We start from the raw sequence: 17,549 nt of genomic DNA, 5'->3' as shown, positions 1-17,549 counted from the left end.
GGTCGCAGCGGGCCGAGGAAGATATCAGCGCAGGCTGTCTTCCCGCTCCTTCAAGGCACTGACTAGCGCCGCCTGATCGATCTCGGCAATCGAGCGCTTGCTGGTCAGCGTCATCGCCACCCGCATCTCCTTTTCAAACAGGTCCAGCAGGTTGGCCACCCCTGCCTCGCCCGCCGCGGCCAGCGCGAAGACCCATGCCCGTCCCAGCATCACGGCATCGGCGCCAAGGGCGATCATGCGCACCACGTCCAGCCCGTTACGCACGCCAGAGTCGGCCAGAATCCTGAGTTCCCCGCTGACCGCCTCGGCAATCGGCGGGAGGGCGCGAGCACTGGAGAGCACGCCGTCAAGCTGACGCCCGCCGTGGTTGGACACCACGATCCCATCGGCACCAAAGCGCACCGCGTCGCGGGCATCCTCAGGATCAAGAATGCCCTTGATCACCATGCTGCCCTTCCAGAACTCACGAATCCATTCCAGATCCTTCCATGAGATCGCCGGGTCGAAATTGTTGCCCAGCCAGCCAATGTAGTCTTCAAGCCCGGTCACCTGCCCGCGATATTCAGAGATGTTGCCCAGATCGTGCGGTCTGCCATGGATACCGACATCCCAGCTCCACTGCGGATGCATCGCGGCCTGAAGCATGCGCCGCTGTGCGGCAAACGGTCCGCTCATGCCGGAGTGGGCGTCGCGATAGCGGGCCCCGGGGGTAGGCATATCCACCGTAAAGATGAGTGTACGCACCCCGGCCGCCCACGCCTTTTCCAGCACATGCTGCATGAACCCGCGGTCCTTCAGCACATAGAGCTGAAACCAGATGGGCTGAGCAGACGCTGCGGCCACCTCATCGACCGGGCAGACCGACACGGTGGAAAGCGTGAAGGGAATCCCCTTTGACGCTGCCGCCCGCGCCGCCTGCACTTCTCCGCGTCGGGCATACATCCCAGCAAGGCCCACCGGCCCCAGTGCCACCGGCATGGAAAGCTGCCGGCCAAAGAGTTCGGTGGAAAGCGAAAGCTCGGACATGTCAGTGAGCACCCGCTGGCGCAGGGCAATGTCAGCCAGGTCGCTGACGTTACGCTCAAGCGTATGCTCGGCGTAGGAGCCGCCGTCGGCGTAGTGAAACAGAAAGGGGGGCAGACGACGTCTGGCGGCACGGCGGTAGTCGGTCGAAGCGGAAATAATCATGGCGTTGTCATCCAGAATCTCGCACTAACGAAGTAGTGGCAGGGTTATCCAGGCAACACAAGCGGTTACCAGAGCGTTTCTACCGCCCTTCTTCCCAACACGGCGGAGCAGGACAGGTCATGACCAGATCCGCCATCGGCCAGTGCGGTCCATCTGATCCTCCTGCGCGGTAGATGGGCCTGAGTATAGCGCCGAGAGCGAGAGCCAGAACAACGCAGTCATGGCGCGAGCGACGTGAGCCATTGGCGGGCTGCACGCGCTGCCTCCTCGTCCCTTACGATGCCCAGATGAGATACGCCCTCAACGATACGTAACGTCATGTGTGGCGACAGCGGCCTGACAACGGCCTCGAACCGGTCGGCAAAGAGGGCTTCATCGTCCGACCCTGCGAGAAGCAACAGAGGCGCCTTCATCGCCTTGAGGCCCGCCTTGAAATCGGTAGGGCTGAGTCCGGCCATCATGCGGAAGGAATAAGAAAGCGTCTCCGAGCCGTCACGGTATGTCGCCGGCATGGCGAAATCGAGCACCCGGGCGCTGTTAAAGGCCGTGACCCCGAGTCGATTGATCAATGCCAATGGCAGGATTTTAAAGAGGTTCGGCCTGGCCCAGCCTCCCGAGTTCCTGCGCGTGGTCGGCGCATCGTGGCCAAGATAGGGCGAAAGCAATAGAACCCCGTCCACCGGGGGCATGTCCTGCCTTTCTGCAAGGCGCACCACCAGCCCGGCCCCGGATGAATGGCCGCCCAGTACCACACGCTCGATACTGTCCCTGCGTGCTCGAATATGGGCCACAAGATCCACAAGATCATCGCCGGGCTGTTCGATGTAATCGACATCACCGCGACGATGAGGCGCCGGGCCATGCCCTCGAAGGTCCGGCGTATAAACGGTTGCCACATCGGAGGAGGCGATAGACCGCGCAAGCGGGGCCAGATACCGGCTTTCGGTACCTGAGCCATGCACCAGAACGAGCGCAATACTCGAATTACTCGGATAGTGCCGATACCCCAGCGCACGACCGTCACGCGCGGTATAACGCTCGAGGGCAGGCAGCTCGACTGCCCTGGTATCATCGAGCGAAAGCGCCTCGAAGTTCAAACCGGTTTCATCTGCCATCAGATTCATGGGCCAAGGCACTCGAACAGCCATTACGCTGATCAGGAAAAATACAACCAATGGACGCATCCAGTCGGCCTGCGATTTCGCAGCTTGAAAGAGCGAGCCGCGTCAGAAGTCAGGATAGCCGAGGAAAGCGCCAGACCAGCGACCCATCATGATCGATCACGGCGCTTCTGCTCGGCTGCAAGCAACACTGTTCAAGAAAGTGAGTGTTTACACAACCCATACCTTCCGATATGTCCCGGCAGTGGCAGCGCCTGGCACGGATCCCCCTTATCGTTGAAGCCATGCGCAAGAGTCCGGGCAGGCGGTGCTGCCCGGAAAGGAACCGAGCCGTTTTCAGCCGAAAAAGTTACGTATGACAGATACTTGACGATAGATCGTCCGGCCGACTTCCCGTAGTCTGCGCCCAGTCTTTCTGCAGCACTGTTTCACTCGGGAGCATTTCATGACATCTACTACCGCCGACTGTACGGCTTCGCCTGACTCGGCCTCTGCGGCCTGGGGGGCTGTATGGGCCATGGCACTCGGTGTTTTCTCACTGGTCACCGCCGAATTTCTACCTGCCAGTCTGTTGACCCCGATGGGGCAAGGTCTGGGAGTATCCGAAGGGCAGGCCGGGCAGGCCGTGACAGTGACCGCGCTGATGGCGCTGGTCGGCGGCCTGACGATTGTCCCGCTGGCCCGCACGCTTGATCGCCGTCATGTACTGCTGGGTCTTTGTTGCCTGCTGATCGCTTCCAACCTGCTGGTAGCAGTTGCTCCGTCATTGCCGCTCATGCTGCTGGCGCGCATTTTTCTCGGGCTGGCCCTGGGCGGCTTCTGGGCGATTGCAGCCGCCACCACGATGCGACTGGTGCCAACGGCCGAGATACCAAAGGCCCTGTCGATCATTTTCAGTGGCGTGCCCCTGGCGACCATTACCGCCGCGGCGCTGGGCAGTTATCTGGGTGACCTGTTCGGCTGGCGGATGGTCTTTTTCATGGCGGCAGGGCTCGGCGGTCTGACGCTGATCGCCCAGCTGATCACACTACCCCGCATGGCACCGAACCACGCCGCGGGCGCGGGTACCATGCTGAAGGTGCTCAAGCGGCCTGGGGTGGGTATTGGCATGCTGGCCGTGGCCATGGTGTTTACAGCCCATTTTGCAGGATTTACCTATTTGCGGGCCTTTCTGGAAAACAATGCCGGATTTCATATCACGGGAATTTCCACCCTGCTGCTGGCCTTCGGCGTCGCAAACCTGATCGCCACACTCGTGGGCGGTCGTCTGCTGGAACATCACATGCCCCGCATGCTGTGCGGCACGGCGCTGTTCATGGGGCTTGCCCTTGCCTGCCTGGCCCTGCTGGGCACCCAAAGCAGCTGGATGGCCTCGGCCATGGTCATTGTCTGGGGCCTGGGGTTCGGGGCCACGCCTGTCAGCTGGTCTACCTGGATTACCCGCATCGTGCCGGATGAGGCCGAAAGTGCCGGGGCACTGTTCGGGGCCGCCATTCAGACGGCCATTGCACTTGGGGCTGCCGCCGGTGGCGTACTGGTGGATGCCACCGGCGCACCGGGCATGATGCTGACCAGTGGCATTGTTCTGCTGATTACGCTGGCCCTGATCGGCAGTCGTGTAAAGCTGACGGCCTGACTCAGGAAAGCGCCGCGACCTCGGCGTGTCGAAAACAGGCATGGGTGTGATCATTGATCATGCCCGTGGCCTGCATCCAGGCATACACAATCACCGGGCCTGCAAAGGTGAAGCCTCTTTTCCTGAGCGCTTTCGAAAGCGCCACTGAGGTCTCGGTCTGTGTGGGGATCGGCACCTCACCTGCCTGCACCGGGGTATGCTTCACACTCGCCCAGACAAACTCGTCAAAGGGTTCACCGGCCTGATGCATGGCCAGCCAGGCGCGCGCATTTCTTATCACGCCTTCAATCTTCCTGCGTGAGCGTACAATGCCTGCATTGCCCATCAGCCGTTCCACATCGGCCTCGGTAAAGTCCGCAACCCGCGCGGGCTCGAAGCCCGCGAAGGCCTCCCTGAACGCCTCCCGCTTGTGCAGGATGGTTCGCCAGGACAGCCCCGCCTGAAAGCCATCGAGCATCAGTTTTTCCCACAGGGCGCGGCTGTCGTATTCCGGCACCCCCCACTCGGTGTCGTGATAGGCAATCATCTGTGGATCATTGCCGGGCCAGTTGCATCGAACGCAGCTGCCTTCCATGGTTTTCTCCTCTAGCAGTGTGCCGAAGTGTGCATCCACGCCATGTCCTTGACGCTATATTCTTGCGTGCAATGACCCCTTCCCCATCAAAACAAAGACTTACTTATAAACTACGTGAAAAACATGCCGTGACCGGAAATTTCACAATGGCAACTCCGGCACAGAACGCGGCCTGGGCCAGGCGCATCATTCGCGTGCTGAGTGATGTCGGCCAAAACTATAAAGCTTGATGAGGTTGGGGAAGCAATGAAAATTACCGCAGCAGTTGTAATGACACTTGTCATGTCCGCCAGTAGCGCCGCTTATGCCGGTCAGGGCGACAGGACCAGTGATGAAGGTGGATTCTGGGGCTGGTTGTTTGGTGGTCATCACCAAAGTCATTCGTCCGGTGGTTCGGACATGTGCTGATCGATTCAACCGACAGCCGCCCAAACGCTGTTACGCCTGCGCCATGCAGGCGTTTTTTTATGTATCCCCTGTAGCCGGGCTACGTGTTCCTGGCTATTGGTCCCGTCTCACGGCCTGTGCACTTATTGGCACAGACTATCCCTGACCAGTTCGCGCATGATTTAATCGTCAAAGTTCGCTTTGGCGACCCTATAACTATTATTCAAGTCCAAGGATAGATCATCATGCGACGTATTATGGCAGTGACTACCGTGATTCTTCTGACCGCCAGCGCCGCCGCATATGCCTATGCGGGCAGCACGGATCAGAAGGGTCAGGGCGGGTTTGCTCATCCGTTCGACCACCAGCCCAGCGACAAGCGTCACAACATGTGCTGAGTGGCGAATCAATATACACCTGCTTCTGCAGGTGTTTTTGATTGAGGCCTGCTTACCTTTTTTTCAGTTCTACCTTCTCGTTTCACATCAAATTACTTTTTTGAAACTTAATCCTGATCAAGCCACGTTTGGCAGTACCCGTTCCGGGGATTACCGTGAACAGGACACTACAATACCAACCTGCCCTTGAACGCCGTGATCATGCACCTTCCGACACGCACTATAACAAGCAAGGGCAATGATCGAGGGATTCTCATGTTTGCAAAACATCATGCCTTCAAGACGCTGTTCTCGGCCGCTGCACTGGCGCTGAGCACGGTGGCACTGACGACTGCACCGGCTCAGGCAGCCGACAAGTTCATGACCATCGGCACCGGTGGACAAACCGGCGTGTATTACGTGGTAGGCCAGTCAATCTGCCGTTTCGTGAACCAGGGCGACAGTGGCTACAAATGTAATGCGCCGTCGACCGGTGCCTCGGTAGCCAACGTCAACGGCATTGAAAATGGCGATCTGGACATGGGCGTTGCCCAGTCGGACGTGCAGTACAACGCCTATCATGGCGAGGCCCAGTTCAAGGGTGAACCACATGAGGATCTGCGTAGCGTGTTTGCCCTGCACGGTGAACCGGCCACTATCGTCGCGCGCAGCGGCAGCGGCATCACGTCCCTGGATGATTTGAAGGGCAAGCGTGTCAATATCGGTAACCCGGGCTCCGGTAACCGCGCGACCATGGAAATGATCATGGAAGCCAAGGGCTGGACCAGGGACGACTTTGCCCTCGCCTCCGAGCTGGATAGCGCCGAGCAGGCTTCTGCCCTGGCCGACAACAACATCGATGCCTTCATCTTTGTTGCCGGACACCCCAATGGCTCTATCCAGGAAGCCGCGACCACCACGGACGTCACCCTGATCCCGCTGGATGATCCGGCGATCAAGGAGCTGGTTGATGAAAAACCCTATTACAGCTTCTACACCATCCCCGGTGGCATGTATAAGGGCAATGACAAGGACGTAACCGTCTTCGGTGTCGGTGCCACGCTGGTCAGCTCCACCAAGGTCGACGACGATACGGTCTACGCAGCCACCAAGGCTGTATTCGACAATTTCGATCGTTTCAAGAAGCTGCACCCGGCCTTTGCCAAGCTCGACCCGAAAACCATGATCAGCGATGGTCTGTCTGCCCCGCTGCATGACGGTGCCAAGCGTTATTATCAGGAAAAAGGCTGGCTCACCGACAAGTAATACGGTGATACATTGAAAGCAGATGCTTTCCGACCACCATGCCCCCGGTCCGCCGGGGGTATTGCGTTACTGGACTGATTAAATAACAACGTCCCTGGTCATCGAAGGAACACCTCATGACAGACTCTCCTGCTTCATCATCCCATGATGCCGCCGAACGCGCGCGGGAAATGGCCGCCAGCGCCGACACCGGCGGCCGCCAGCTTACGGGCTATCCGAAGCGGCTGATTCTGCTGCTGGCCTTTGCCTGGTCAGCCTTTCAGCTCTGGATTGCCTCTCCCCTGCCCTACATGTTGGGGGTTGGCGTCTTCGGCGCCACGGAAGCACGCTCAATTCACCTTGCCTTTGCACTGGTACTGGCGTTTTTATCCTATCCGGCCTTCAAGCGGTCGCCAAAGGAGCGCGTTCCACTACCGGACTGGGCCATGGCCCTGGTCGCTGCCTTTGCGGCCATGTATTTGTATATGTTCTATGATCAGCTCGCAAACCGACCGGGCAACCCGATCACTCAGGACGTGGTGGTCGGTATTCTAGGGCTGGTTTTGTTGCTGGAAGGCACGCGCCGCGCGCTTGGGCCACCGCTGATGATCGTGGCCATGGTCTTTCTGGGCTATTCCCTGGCGGGGCCTTACATGCCGGGCATGCTGGCTCACCGGGGCGTCAGTTTCGAAGCCCTGATCAACCATCAGTGGCTGACCAGCCAGGGTGTCTTCGGGATTGCGCTGGGTGTATCCACCAGCTTTGTCTTTCTGTTTGTCCTGTTCGGTGCCCTGCTTGAGAAGGCCGGTGCCGGCAATTATTTCATCAAGGTGGCCTTCTCGATGCTGGGCCACTATCGCGGTGGGCCGGCCAAGGCAGCGGTGGTCGCTTCCGGACTGACCGGGCTGATCTCCGGGTCATCCATTGCCAATACCGTCACCACGGGCACGTTCACGATCCCGATGATGAAAAAGGTCGGCTTCAGCAGCACCAAGGCCGGAGCCATCGAAGTTGGCGCATCCGTCAATGGCCAGATCATGCCACCGGTCATGGGGGCTGCGGCCTTTCTGATGGTCGAATATGTTGGCATTCCCTATGTGGACGTCATCAAGCACGCCTTCCTGCCCGCCGTCATTTCCTACATCGCACTGCTCTATATTGTTCACCTTGAAGCCATGAAGTCCGGCATGAGCGGGCTGAAAAGCACCAATCCGCCCAAACCCTGGCTACAGAAGGTGCTTGGTTTCCTGACCGGGCTGATCGGCATCATGGCGCTGGCAACCGGGGTGTATTACGGACTCGGCTGGCTGAAACCGCTGCTGGGCGATGCCACCCCCTGGATCGTGGGTCTGCTGCTGGCCGTGGTGTATATCCTATTGCTCAAACTGGGGTCCAACTACCCTCCGCTGGAGCATGATCACCCGGATAGCGACATTACCGAATTGCCTCAGACCCGTCCTACCGTGATGGTCGGCCTGCACTTCCTGCTGCCGGTCATCGTGCTGGTGTGGTGTCTGATGGTCGAGCGGCTTTCTCCGGGATTATCCGCCTTCTGGGCCACGGTCATGATGGTCATCATCATGCTTACCCAGCGCCCGATCGATGCCTTTTTCCGTCAGGAAGGCCAGTTCGGCCAGGCCGCCAGGGCCGGTGTTCACGATGTATGGATGGGGATGGTAGACGGGGCACGCAACATGGTTGGCATCGGGATTGCCACCGCGACCGCCGGTATTATCGTAGGGGCCGTGTCCCAGACCGGCGTCGGGCTGGTGCTGGCCGATCTGGTCGAGCAGCTGTCGATGGGCAGCCTGATGCTGATGCTGCTGTTGACGGCGGTACTGAGCCTGATTCTGGGCATGGGGCTGCCAACGACGGCCAACTATATTGTGGTTTCGGCCCTGCTGGCTCCCGTCATCGTGCAACTGGGTCAGCAACAGGGCCTGCTGGTACCGTTGATCGCCGTACATCTGTTTGTCTTCTACTTCGGCATCATGGCGGATGTCACACCGCCGGTCGGGCTGGCATCCTTTGCAGCCGCGGCCATCTCGGGGGCAGACCCCATCAGAACCGGCTTTCAGGCCTTCTGGTACAGCCTGCGCACAGCCGCCCTGCCCTTTCTGTTCATCTTCAATACGGATCTGCTGCTGATCAACGTGGATCTATGGCACGGCATATTGATCTTTATCGTGGCCACCCTGGCCATGCTGATCTTTGCTGCTGCCACTCAGGGCTGGTTTATTACCCGGAGCCGCTGGTACGAGACGGTACTGCTGCTGGTAATTGCCTTTACCCTGTTCCGTCCGGGCTACTGGCAGGACAAGATTGTTCCCCCCTGGCAGGACCTGCCTCCTGCACAGATGGCGCAGGCGCTGGAACAGGCCGGGCCGGGTGACAATGTGCGAGTGGCCATAGATGGCATCGATGACTACGGCCAGCCCACCCACTTTGTGGTGGAAATCCCGCCGATAGAAGGTGCCAACGGCCAGGAGAAGCTGGATAACCTGGGCCTGATGCTGCGAGAGGACGGCAACAAGACGCTGGTGGACATGGTGACCTGGGGCAGTGAAGCCAAGGAGCTCGGGTTCGACCTTGATCAGACCATCACCGCAGTCCGCCTGCCCGCTGACCGCTTCGCCAAGGAGTGGTTATGGCTTCCTGCGCTGGGCGTGCTGGGGCTGATTATTGCCCTGCAGAACCGGCGCCGGCGCAAGCATGCCGCGTCACGGGAGGCAGCCACCGCATGACCATGTGACCTGTCGATGAAAAAACGCGCTTTCGGGCGCGTTTTTTCATGGCGCCTGCTTGACCTGACGTTCCATATAAAGAACACTTCAGATAAACGTTCTTTATATGGAACACCTCGTATGACTACCGACGAACTAATACGTCTGGGCCAGCGCATTACGACGCTGCGCGATGCCAGAGCACTGTCACTGTCAGGCCTTGCAGAAACCGCCGGGCTGGCCAAATCCAGTCTCTCCCGCCTGGAGCGGGGTCAGGCCAATCCCACCCTGGATACCCTGTGGCGGCTGGCAGAAGCACTTCAGTTGCCCTTCGGCAGCCTGATCGCTCCGGTAAACGGTCACGCAGGCAATGAAGACGTGTCGGTTCAGCTTGTGGCACAGAACACGACCACTGCCCCGATGGACATGTACCTGATGCAGATGGCGGCTCACCAGCAGCGGTACGCCAGGGCCCATCCAGCGGGTACCCGGGAGCATGTTACGGTGATCAATGGTGTCCTGACCGCCGGGAATGATCAGCACGGCAGGCGGCTTGTCGCCGGCGAGCGTCTGACCTTTGATGCAGATGTCGATCACCACTACCTGACCCATGATCAGGGCTGCGAAGCTCTGGTGGAAGTCCACTACCGGCAGGCCTGTACACCATGAAGAGTCACCGGCCGCTTTACTCGGGCATGATCCAGGCCCTGCCGATTGTGAGTGGCTATGTGCCGGTTGCCGTGGCATTTGGCGTGATCGGCCTGCAGGCCGGTATCACACCGATCGGCATTCTGGCACTTTCTCTGCTGGTCTATTCCGGCGCCGCTCAGTTCCTGTTTGTAGGGCTGGTCGCCGGTGGTGCATCGCCACTGCTGGCCGCCGGCATCGCCCTGGGCATCAATCTGAGGCATGTAGCCTATGGGCCGGCCATTGCCGCCTCGCTGCCACGCCATCCGGTCCTGCCGTTTCTGAGCCATTTGCTGACTGATGAGTCCTTTGCCCTGGCCAGCAGCCGACTTGAACAGCACCATGAAGGTGAGCGCTTGCGCTGGTTCAGTGGCGTAGCCCTCGCAGCATGGGCCAGCTGGGTAGGGGGAACACTGACAGGAGTGCTCGCCGGCCACTGGCTGATGATGCAGTGGCCCCTGCTGGACAGGGTACTGCCCTTTGCACTGCCTGCATTGTTCATCACACTGCTGTTGCCCCGCATGAATACGCGCCACTGGGCGCTGGCCATCAGTATCAGTGTGTTCAGTGGTGTCATCATGGCCATGGCAGGCTGGCCCAATGTGGGCATCCTGCTGGCGGCGGGGTGTGGCGCGCTTTACTTCTGGCTGAACCACCACCGGAGCATGTCACGATGACCATCGCATTCTGGGCGGCGCTGATCATGATGGCCCTGGGCACCTGGCTGATGCGGGCCCTGCCACTTTGGTGGGTACAGCGACGACGCGCGCGGCCTGATACGTCAATGGCGACCACGCCTTATGGATTGATCGTCGCAGGGCCGCTGCTGATTGCCGGGCTGCTGGGGGTCTCACTGGTGCCTTCGGAGCCAGAGCCCATCACCTGGCTGGCGACCCTGGTGGGAGCCCTGGCCACGATCCTTTGCTGGCGCCTGACTCATCGTACCGGCCTGCCGATTCTGGCCGGTGTGGCGATGTTCGGGGTGATCACATGGCTGGCCGAGCTTCACTGACGCTCGTGATATCGCCAGGTATTGCGGCCGGCCCGCTTGGCCGAGTACATGGCCGCATCCGCCAGCCGCAGTGCTTCGCGGCCGTCACCGGTATCATGCCCGATCACGGCAATACCGATACTGACGCCCATGTGAACATCATGACCGTCGATAACCAGCACCGGCTCTGCCAGCTGCGCTGACAGCCCGGCCAGTAACTCGTTGATGGCTGGGCGGCCCGAGCGGCTGCTTACCAGCATCACGAACTCGTCGCCTCCCAGCCGGGCCAGATAGTCATCCTCGATCATGGCGGCATTCAAAAGCCGGCCCACGCTGATCAGGGCCTGGTCACCGGCATGATGCCCGTAGGTATCATTGACCTGCTTGAAGTGGTCAAAATCCACCAGCAACAGCGTGACCGGTGGCTGTACATCGCTGGCCGAGAGGAACTGGTACTGATCAAGCCTGCGCTCGAACCCCAGCCGGTTGCCCAGCCCGGTCAGGGGGTCCGTCATGGCCAGCAGGGTGGCCTGGTGTGCAGCCACCTTTTGCTCCGTGATGTTGTGCGCCACTCCCTGCGAGCGTCCGGGTGACAGAGGGGTAATCTGCAGGCTGAGCCACTGGGGCTGTTCCAGCGTATCAATGCGAACCTCCCATTGGCAGGCTTCGTTCCGGCCGGCGCCGCACCTGAGGAATGCCTCGGTGGACGGCATATCAACCCCCGGTAACTCGTGAAGAAACAGCGGAACGCGCTCAAGCTCAAGTGTCGGCGCCAGGCCGAAAAAGTACCGGAAGGCCATGTTGGCAGACAACACCCGGCCTTCATGATCGAGCTCGAAAATACCGGCATCGACATTATCGAAAAGCGTTCGGTACCGACGTTCTTCCACCGTCTGGATCTGGCGAAGCCGCCGTTCCTCGCCAAGGCTTTTCATCAGGCGATCAATCATCGCGTTGACACTACCGACCAGCTTGCCGATTTCATCGTGATGATTATTCCAGGGAATTTCGAGCTTTTGACCGGTCTCGGCTTCAAGCTCGCTCAGGCGATGCGAAATACCGGCAATGGGCCGCGTAACATGGCGCAGCACAATGAATACGACACACAGCCCCACTCCCAGCAGCTGAATCATCAGCGCTATTGTCAAAAATCGGGAGGCCTCCACCACCTGCCGGTCGATACCGGCTTCGTCCGGCATCACGAAAATCCGGCATACCTGCTTTCGGGCATCAAACGGAGAATGAATCACGCGTTCAATGCCACCTTCCGCCTGGCCAGGTACGTAATACCCGGCATGGGTCAACGCGGTGCCATCGGCCTGAACGATGTAAACATCACTGATGATGGAATTGCCGATCAAGCCTTCGGAAAGCTCATGGGCCAGCTGCGTGTCCCCCAGAAAGCAGGCCGCCTGTGCCGTACGCTCGACCGTTGAAAGCAGCTCTTCAATCCTGGAGTACTGGTTACGGCGCTCATCACTGGCGTGCATCTCGACCGCGACAGAGACAAATATGACACCAAGCAACCCCACGACGCCCATGACCATTGCTGTCGTACGCAGCGCCAGCCGGGTTTGAAACAGCACTTTCAATCGCTTGATCATTCAGGCGCCTCTCTGAGTAGAAAGATCACCCGCGTGGCAGGCCTTAGATCGGCGGCATCGATATACCCCAGCGCATTGGGGTTGTGATCCACCAGTTCGAAGACGGTAGCTTCCTCGCTGACCTGATGTGGCGGCGAGCCGCGGCCGGAAAATACCAGCCGAGCCCACCAGCCGTTGATTTCCGCCAGCTCACGCTGAACAAGCGCCCGGTAAAATCGGGCGCGCAGCGGAGCGAGATCGATCGGCAGGGCCAGCTCACCACGTGGAAGCCGGTTATAGCGCCCCATGTAAATATTGACGATGTCATCGCGTTCAAGCGTCAGGATGTCGCTATCGGGATTGGCGATCACGGCAATATCCGCCCGGGCATGTGAGCAGAGCAGAAACAGGGACACCAATAACGCACAGCAGGCATGACGCATGTTCTCCTCCTAGAAGATGAAATCCAGCCCAAGACCGAATGTCACCATCTCAAGGTGCCCATAATCATCGTGCTGACGCAGCAGGGGAGACGCCCCATAGGCACTTACATGATCAATCTGCCCCTTGATCGCCACCCTGGGGGTTACGTCATACCGAAGCCCGGCACTCAGCGTTCGCTGCCTGAAATGACCCCCATTGAGATCCTGATTCGGATGGGAGGCCATCCACGCGGCCGACAGATAAGGGGTGTACTTGCCGTGTACATATCCGGCCGACAGTAGCGCACTGTGAACATGACCGCCCTTGCCGGACAGCGAGATCTCGTTGGCCATGGCCAGCAGCTGAAAAGGGCCAGGCTCCCAACTCACCGACAGCGACGTGAAATTCATGTCGGCAAAGCCGTACAGGTCGTTGAGGTCGGCATTCTGCGCCACCAGGGCGGCTACCACCCCGGCATCGATAGCGCCATAGTCGTAGTCGGGGCTGGTTTTCAGCGAGGTATACCCGGCACGGACAAACCAGCTTCCCTGCCTGTAATCAAGGTGACCGCCCCAGACATGCGGGTCCTTCAGGTTGGCCGAGACATTATCCGTCAGGTACAGCCGCTTGCGATTTCCATTACCACCAAAGAAGGTGGTACTGATGACACCGGAGCCGACTCCTTGAGTCAGCGTCACGTCGCCTCCGTCGATGGCATTGAGCTGCATGAGTCCGAAAAGCTCTACCGGGGGTCTGAGCCAGGGGTAGGCATAACCGACGTACCGGGATTCCGAGAGCATATAGACGTCCCAGCCGATACGGCCCAGGCGCATATGAACATGAGAGGAAGGGGAATACCGCAGGAAGGCCAGCGACAGTACCGGCTCGAAGCTGCCCGTATCGTCATAGCGGCTGAGCCCCTGAACCACGGCGCCCCACTCGCGATCAACATCGTAGCGAAGCTGAAGTCCGAGCAGACTGTTCTGGCGAAACCCGATGCCCTTGCCGGCACCGTCGGGCTGGTCCAGCTCACGCACGGGAGCAGCCTTGTCCTGGGGGTTGTACACCATGCCCAGCGTACCGAACCCATTGATGCTCAGGTGATCAAGCGGTTGATCGTCCGCCGCTGACAGCAACGGCACCAGCAGACCCAGCAGAACGCAAAGATATTTTGCCATGACATAGGGCTCTGATCGCAGTTCAGGTGCAAGCACATACTTACACCATGGTCAGAACCTTATCGGTCACAGACAGTGTTACTTGACTGACGACAGGCCTTGAAAAGGCCGGTTGCTGAAGGGGAATTCGTGCATTCAAAGCAGGCAACCGGCAACCGCTGGTCATGTCATCGCGCACCTTACTCACGTCTCACGCCCGGGCCATGAAGCAATGGCCTGATGACCTCCTTTGACCATGAAAATCGTTCATATAACTATTGGCTAGTTGTTGCGCCCTATTCGATGACTTTAACTGTCGAGTCCGGATTTACCTGAAGACGCAATCAATATCGGCACAGGCAGAGGCGCCCTGAACAGGCACTTTTTCATGATGCTTGTACGTCGTTCGCGACGCTCACAAATAAAGATAAAAGAGAATCAATGAATAACACTACCGCCTCTCGGCGCCCTGCCGGCTTTTTCGACCGCGAGACAACCATCGCCCAGGCGGGGTTCAATCGCTGGTTGACGCCTACCTCGGCACTTGCGATACATCTTTGCATCGGCATGGCATACGGGTTTTCGGTCTTCTGGATTCCCATGACCACCCTGCTGCCTTCCTCGGACACTGCGGCCAGCTGTAGCGACACAGGACTTTTACAAGCGCTTACGACCACCTCCTGCAACTGGGCGGTAGGTCATGTGACGTACACCTTCGGCATCTTTATCGCCATGCTGGGCATCTCCGCTGCGCTCTGGGGAGCCTGGCTCGAGCATGCCGGGCCACGCAAGGCCGGCGCCATCGCGGCGCTTTGCTGGGGTGGCGGCCTGATTCTTGGAGGCGTGGGTGTGATGACGCACCAGCTTTGGCTACTCTACCTGGGGTGCGGTGTTCTGGGCGGCATTGGCCAGGGGCTTGGCTACATCACGCCCGTCTCGACGCTGATCAAGTGGTTCCCTGACCGACGCGGCATGGCAACCGGCTTTGCCATCATGGGCTATGGCGGTGGTGCGATGGTAGGCGCTCCTCTGGCCGTCTGGCTCATGGGGATGTACTCAGATAACGGCGGCAATGGCGTCGCCCTCACCTTGATTACCATGGGCATCATTTACTTCATCGTCATGAGCATTGGCGCCCTGAGCTTTCGCGTCCCGCCCAATGGCTGGAAGCCTCAGGGATGGCAGCCGTCGGACAAGCAGCACACCAATACCATGATCACTCAGGGCCATGTTCATCTCAAAACATCCTGGAAAACCCGGCAGTTCTGGCTGATCTGGGCGGTGCTGTTCCTGAACGTCACCGCGGGCATTGCAGTGATTTCGATGGCAAGCCCCATGCTGCAGGATGTATTCGGCTCTGCCTTGCTGGGCGTGGAGAAGACCGGCGAGGCACTGACCAGCGCGCAAGCCACGGCAATTGCCGCAGCCGCAGCGGGTCTGGTTGGCCTGATCAGTCTATTCAACAGTGTAGGACGGCTGTTCTGGGCTTCCCTTTCAGACAAGCTGGGGCGCAAGAACACCTACTACGTGTTCTTTGTACTCGGTATCATCGCCTATTGCTCGCTGCCCACCTGGGGTCACCTGGGCATGGCCGGGCTGTTCGTCATTTCCATTTGCGTAATTCTGAGTATGTACGGCGGTGGTTTTGCCACCGTTCCTGCCTATCTGGCCGATATATTCGGCACACAAATGGTTGGTGCCATTCATGGCCGCCTGCTGACCGCCTGGACCGCTGCGGGCCTGATCGGCCCTGTCGTGATTACCCTCATCAGAGAAGCCCAGCTGGATGCCGGCGTAGCACCAGCGCTGGTATACGACCGCACGCTCTATCTCATGGCGGGCCTGCTGGCGATAGGCTTTATCTGCAATAGCCTTATCCGACCGGTCGACCACTCATTGCACATGTCAGAAGAGGAGCTCGCCCATGAGCGCGCTCTGCAAAACGAAGCCAGTGTCTCAAGCGACGCCCAGCTGGCCGCGCGTGGCCGGTTCGGCATTCGCGGCGTAATTGCCTGGCTCGCGGTCGGCGTGCCTTTTTTGATCGGCCTCTACATTGCCCTTGCCAAGGCCGCCGCGCTGTTTTGACACTTCGTTATTACGGCAGGATCCACCGAACAGGATCCTGCCCCCACCCCTTGTCGAGCATGTCTCCGCGCACCACCACCTGATAGAAAAATCCTTTGGTGACATGCATTTAAAGGCAGGCAGGCACGGCCTGATCAGTGTATCAGGCATCGTTCAGGTAGAAGCGCGGCCGACGGGCATTCAGGGCCTGGCTGACGAAGGCCCGGTGCCCACGCCGCGGCTCTGGGAAGGCACCGTCGACGCGTTGCAAATCAGGTATGACGAATTCGCGCCTCGCTATCAGGATCAAACGCCACCATACGAGAGACATCAAACGCAAAGCGGGTCGGCGTTCCGGCCGAAATATCAGTACCTGGCCGCATGCGTGCATTAATCTCCCGCCCCCCCAGGTGCGTCACCACGTACATGTCGGCCCCGGTGGGCTCGACAAGTTCTACCTCCAGCTCTGCTTCAAAGATGCGGCCGTCATGATGGGCGCTGGCCGGGTCGGTAATCGCCTCCGGCCGGATACCAAGGATCACCTCACGGCCTTCCCAGCCGGCCAGAGCCTCGGCATCCCGTTCGATGGGCAGCATCAGAGCGTCTTCATCACGTTTCCTGACCCGGGCATGCAGGACACCCTCGTGCCGGACGATATCAGCCCGAAGCAGGTTCATCGAAGGCGATCCCATGAAGCCGGCCACGAACAGATTACTGGGGTCATCGTAGACTTCCTGCGGTGTTCCCAGCTGCTGAAGCTCTCCTGCCCGCATCACCGCGATACGAGTGGCCAGTGTCATGGCCTCGATCTGGTCATGGGTCACATACACGATGGTCGTATTCAACCGCTGGTGCAGCTGCTTGATCTCGGTACGCATGTCGACCCGTAACTTGGCATCCAGGTTGGACAGGGGCTCATCGAAAAGAAACAGCTGTGGATCACGTACCAGCGCTCGCCCCATGGCCACACGCTGGCGCTGCCCGCCGGAAAGCTGCCCCGGCTTTCGATCAAGCAGCGATTCGATCTGAAGCATGCGGGCGACCTTCTGGATGGCCTCCCGGCGCTGCGCCTTTGGTACCTTGCGCATTTCGAGCCCGAAGCCGATGTTGCCGGCCACCGTCATGCTGGGGTACAGCGCGTAACTTTGAAACACCATGGCAATATCTCGTCGGGCCGGATGCAGCTCGTTGATGCGTTCGCCGTTGAGCAGAAGCTCCCCTTCCGAAATGGAATCCAGTCCGGCAATCATGTTCAACAGCGTTGACTTGCCACAGCCGGAAGGTCCGACCAGCACCAGAAAGTCGCCCTTTTCGATCGCGATATCGATGCCCTTGAGCACGGTGGTGTCGCCAAAGCGTTTTTTAATATTGTTGATGTGTAGAAAACTCATTG

The 17,549-nt window shown here is 59.3% G+C and carries 16 protein-coding genes; 9 read left to right on the top strand and 7 right to left on the bottom strand.

Annotated elements, in window-relative coordinates:
* Positions 1-24: 24 nt before the first annotated feature.
* On the bottom strand, positions 25-1,188 hold the full coding sequence (lldD, locus tag OQ287_RS07400; protein WP_250934918.1) for an FMN-dependent L-lactate dehydrogenase LldD: 1,164 nt from the start codon (positions 1,186-1,188) through the stop codon (positions 25-27).
* Between the two features lie 218 nt (positions 1,189-1,406).
* The gene (locus OQ287_RS07395; protein ID WP_265896025.1) at positions 1,407-2,312 is read right to left on the bottom strand and encodes an alpha/beta hydrolase; all 906 of its coding nucleotides are present in this window, start codon (positions 2,310-2,312) and stop codon (positions 1,407-1,409) included.
* Between the two features lie 442 nt (positions 2,313-2,754).
* On the opposite strand from OQ287_RS07395, the gene OQ287_RS07390 reads away from it, so the two are divergent.
* Entirely contained in the window at positions 2,755-3,945 is a 1,191-nt protein-coding gene (locus OQ287_RS07390) for an MFS transporter (RefSeq protein ID WP_265896023.1), read from the top strand.
* 1 nt (position 3,946) lies between these two features.
* Here the strand turns inward: OQ287_RS07390 and OQ287_RS07385 are convergent, their stop codons facing one another.
* Complete coding sequence (locus OQ287_RS07385; protein WP_322974106.1) at positions 3,947-4,558, bottom strand: DNA-3-methyladenine glycosylase I; 612 nt, start codon at positions 4,556-4,558, stop codon at positions 3,947-3,949.
* Positions 4,559-4,801: 243 nt separating this feature from the next.
* Here OQ287_RS07385 and OQ287_RS07380 point away from each other — a divergent pair, with 243 nt between their 5' ends.
* The 7 genes from OQ287_RS07380 to OQ287_RS07350 all read left to right on the top strand — a co-directional run bounded on the left by OQ287_RS07380 (position 4,802) and on the right by OQ287_RS07350 (position 10,950).
* A complete protein-coding gene (locus OQ287_RS07380) occupies positions 4,802-4,927 on the top strand; it encodes a hypothetical protein (RefSeq protein WP_265896022.1) in 126 nt (41 codons plus the stop codon).
* Between the two features lie 224 nt (positions 4,928-5,151).
* The gene (locus OQ287_RS07375; protein WP_250934910.1) at positions 5,152-5,304 is read left to right on the top strand and encodes a hypothetical protein; all 153 of its coding nucleotides are present in this window, start codon (positions 5,152-5,154) and stop codon (positions 5,302-5,304) included.
* Positions 5,305-5,559: 255 nt separating this feature from the next.
* Positions 5,560-6,549 (top strand): TAXI family TRAP transporter solute-binding subunit, encoded by a 990-nt coding sequence (locus OQ287_RS07370; RefSeq protein WP_250934908.1) that lies wholly within the window; start codon positions 5,560-5,562, stop codon positions 6,547-6,549.
* A 116-nt stretch (positions 6,550-6,665) separates the two neighbouring features.
* Positions 6,666-9,272 (top strand): TRAP transporter permease, encoded by a 2,607-nt coding sequence (locus tag OQ287_RS07365; RefSeq protein ID WP_265896021.1) that lies wholly within the window; start codon positions 6,666-6,668, stop codon positions 9,270-9,272.
* A 120-nt stretch (positions 9,273-9,392) separates the two neighbouring features.
* Complete coding sequence (locus OQ287_RS07360) at positions 9,393-9,920, top strand: helix-turn-helix domain-containing protein (RefSeq protein ID WP_250934904.1); 528 nt, start codon at positions 9,393-9,395, stop codon at positions 9,918-9,920.
* Positions 9,917-10,615: an AzlC family ABC transporter permease gene (locus tag OQ287_RS07355; protein ID WP_250934901.1), complete on the top strand. Its 699-nt coding sequence runs from the start codon at positions 9,917-9,919 to the stop codon at positions 10,613-10,615. The genes OQ287_RS07360 and OQ287_RS07355 overlap by 4 nt, the downstream gene beginning before the upstream one ends.
* A complete protein-coding gene (locus OQ287_RS07350) occupies positions 10,612-10,950 on the top strand; it encodes an AzlD domain-containing protein (protein ID WP_265896020.1) in 339 nt (112 codons plus the stop codon). The genes OQ287_RS07355 and OQ287_RS07350 overlap by 4 nt, the downstream gene beginning before the upstream one ends.
* Here the strand turns inward: OQ287_RS07350 and OQ287_RS07345 are convergent.
* The 3 genes from OQ287_RS07345 to OQ287_RS07335 are packed head-to-tail and all read right to left on the bottom strand — an operon-like array spanning position 10,944 to position 14,113.
* Complete coding sequence (locus tag OQ287_RS07345; protein WP_265896019.1) at positions 10,944-12,533, bottom strand: diguanylate cyclase domain-containing protein; 1,590 nt, start codon at positions 12,531-12,533, stop codon at positions 10,944-10,946. The genes OQ287_RS07350 and OQ287_RS07345 overlap by 7 nt on opposite strands.
* Entirely contained in the window at positions 12,530-12,955 is a 426-nt protein-coding gene (locus tag OQ287_RS07340) for a hypothetical protein (protein WP_265896017.1), read from the bottom strand. The genes OQ287_RS07345 and OQ287_RS07340 overlap by 4 nt, the downstream gene beginning before the upstream one ends.
* Before the next feature lie 9 nt (positions 12,956-12,964).
* Positions 12,965-14,113 carry a hypothetical protein gene (locus OQ287_RS07335; protein ID WP_265896016.1) on the bottom strand — a complete coding sequence of 383 codons (1,149 nt, stop codon included), beginning with the start codon at positions 14,111-14,113 and terminating at the stop codon, positions 12,965-12,967.
* Positions 14,114-14,533: 420 nt separating this feature from the next.
* Between OQ287_RS07335 and OQ287_RS07330 the strand changes: the two genes are divergently transcribed.
* Positions 14,534-16,177, top strand: a complete 1,644-nt coding sequence (locus OQ287_RS07330; RefSeq protein ID WP_265896015.1) for an OFA family MFS transporter — start codon at positions 14,534-14,536, stop codon at positions 16,175-16,177.
* 251 nt (positions 16,178-16,428) lie between these two features.
* Here the strand turns inward: OQ287_RS07330 and OQ287_RS07325 are convergent, their stop codons facing one another.
* Entirely contained in the window at positions 16,429-17,547 is a 1,119-nt protein-coding gene (locus tag OQ287_RS07325) for an ABC transporter ATP-binding protein (protein WP_265896014.1), read from the bottom strand.
* Between the last annotated feature and the right edge of the window lie 2 nt (positions 17,548-17,549).

Source organism: Larsenimonas rhizosphaerae (assembly GCF_026240105.1).
Taxonomy (GTDB): domain Bacteria; phylum Pseudomonadota; class Gammaproteobacteria; order Pseudomonadales; family Halomonadaceae; genus Larsenimonas; species Larsenimonas rhizosphaerae.
The sequence above is the reverse complement of the archived record's forward strand: the minus strand, read 5'-3'. Positions and strand labels throughout refer to the sequence as shown.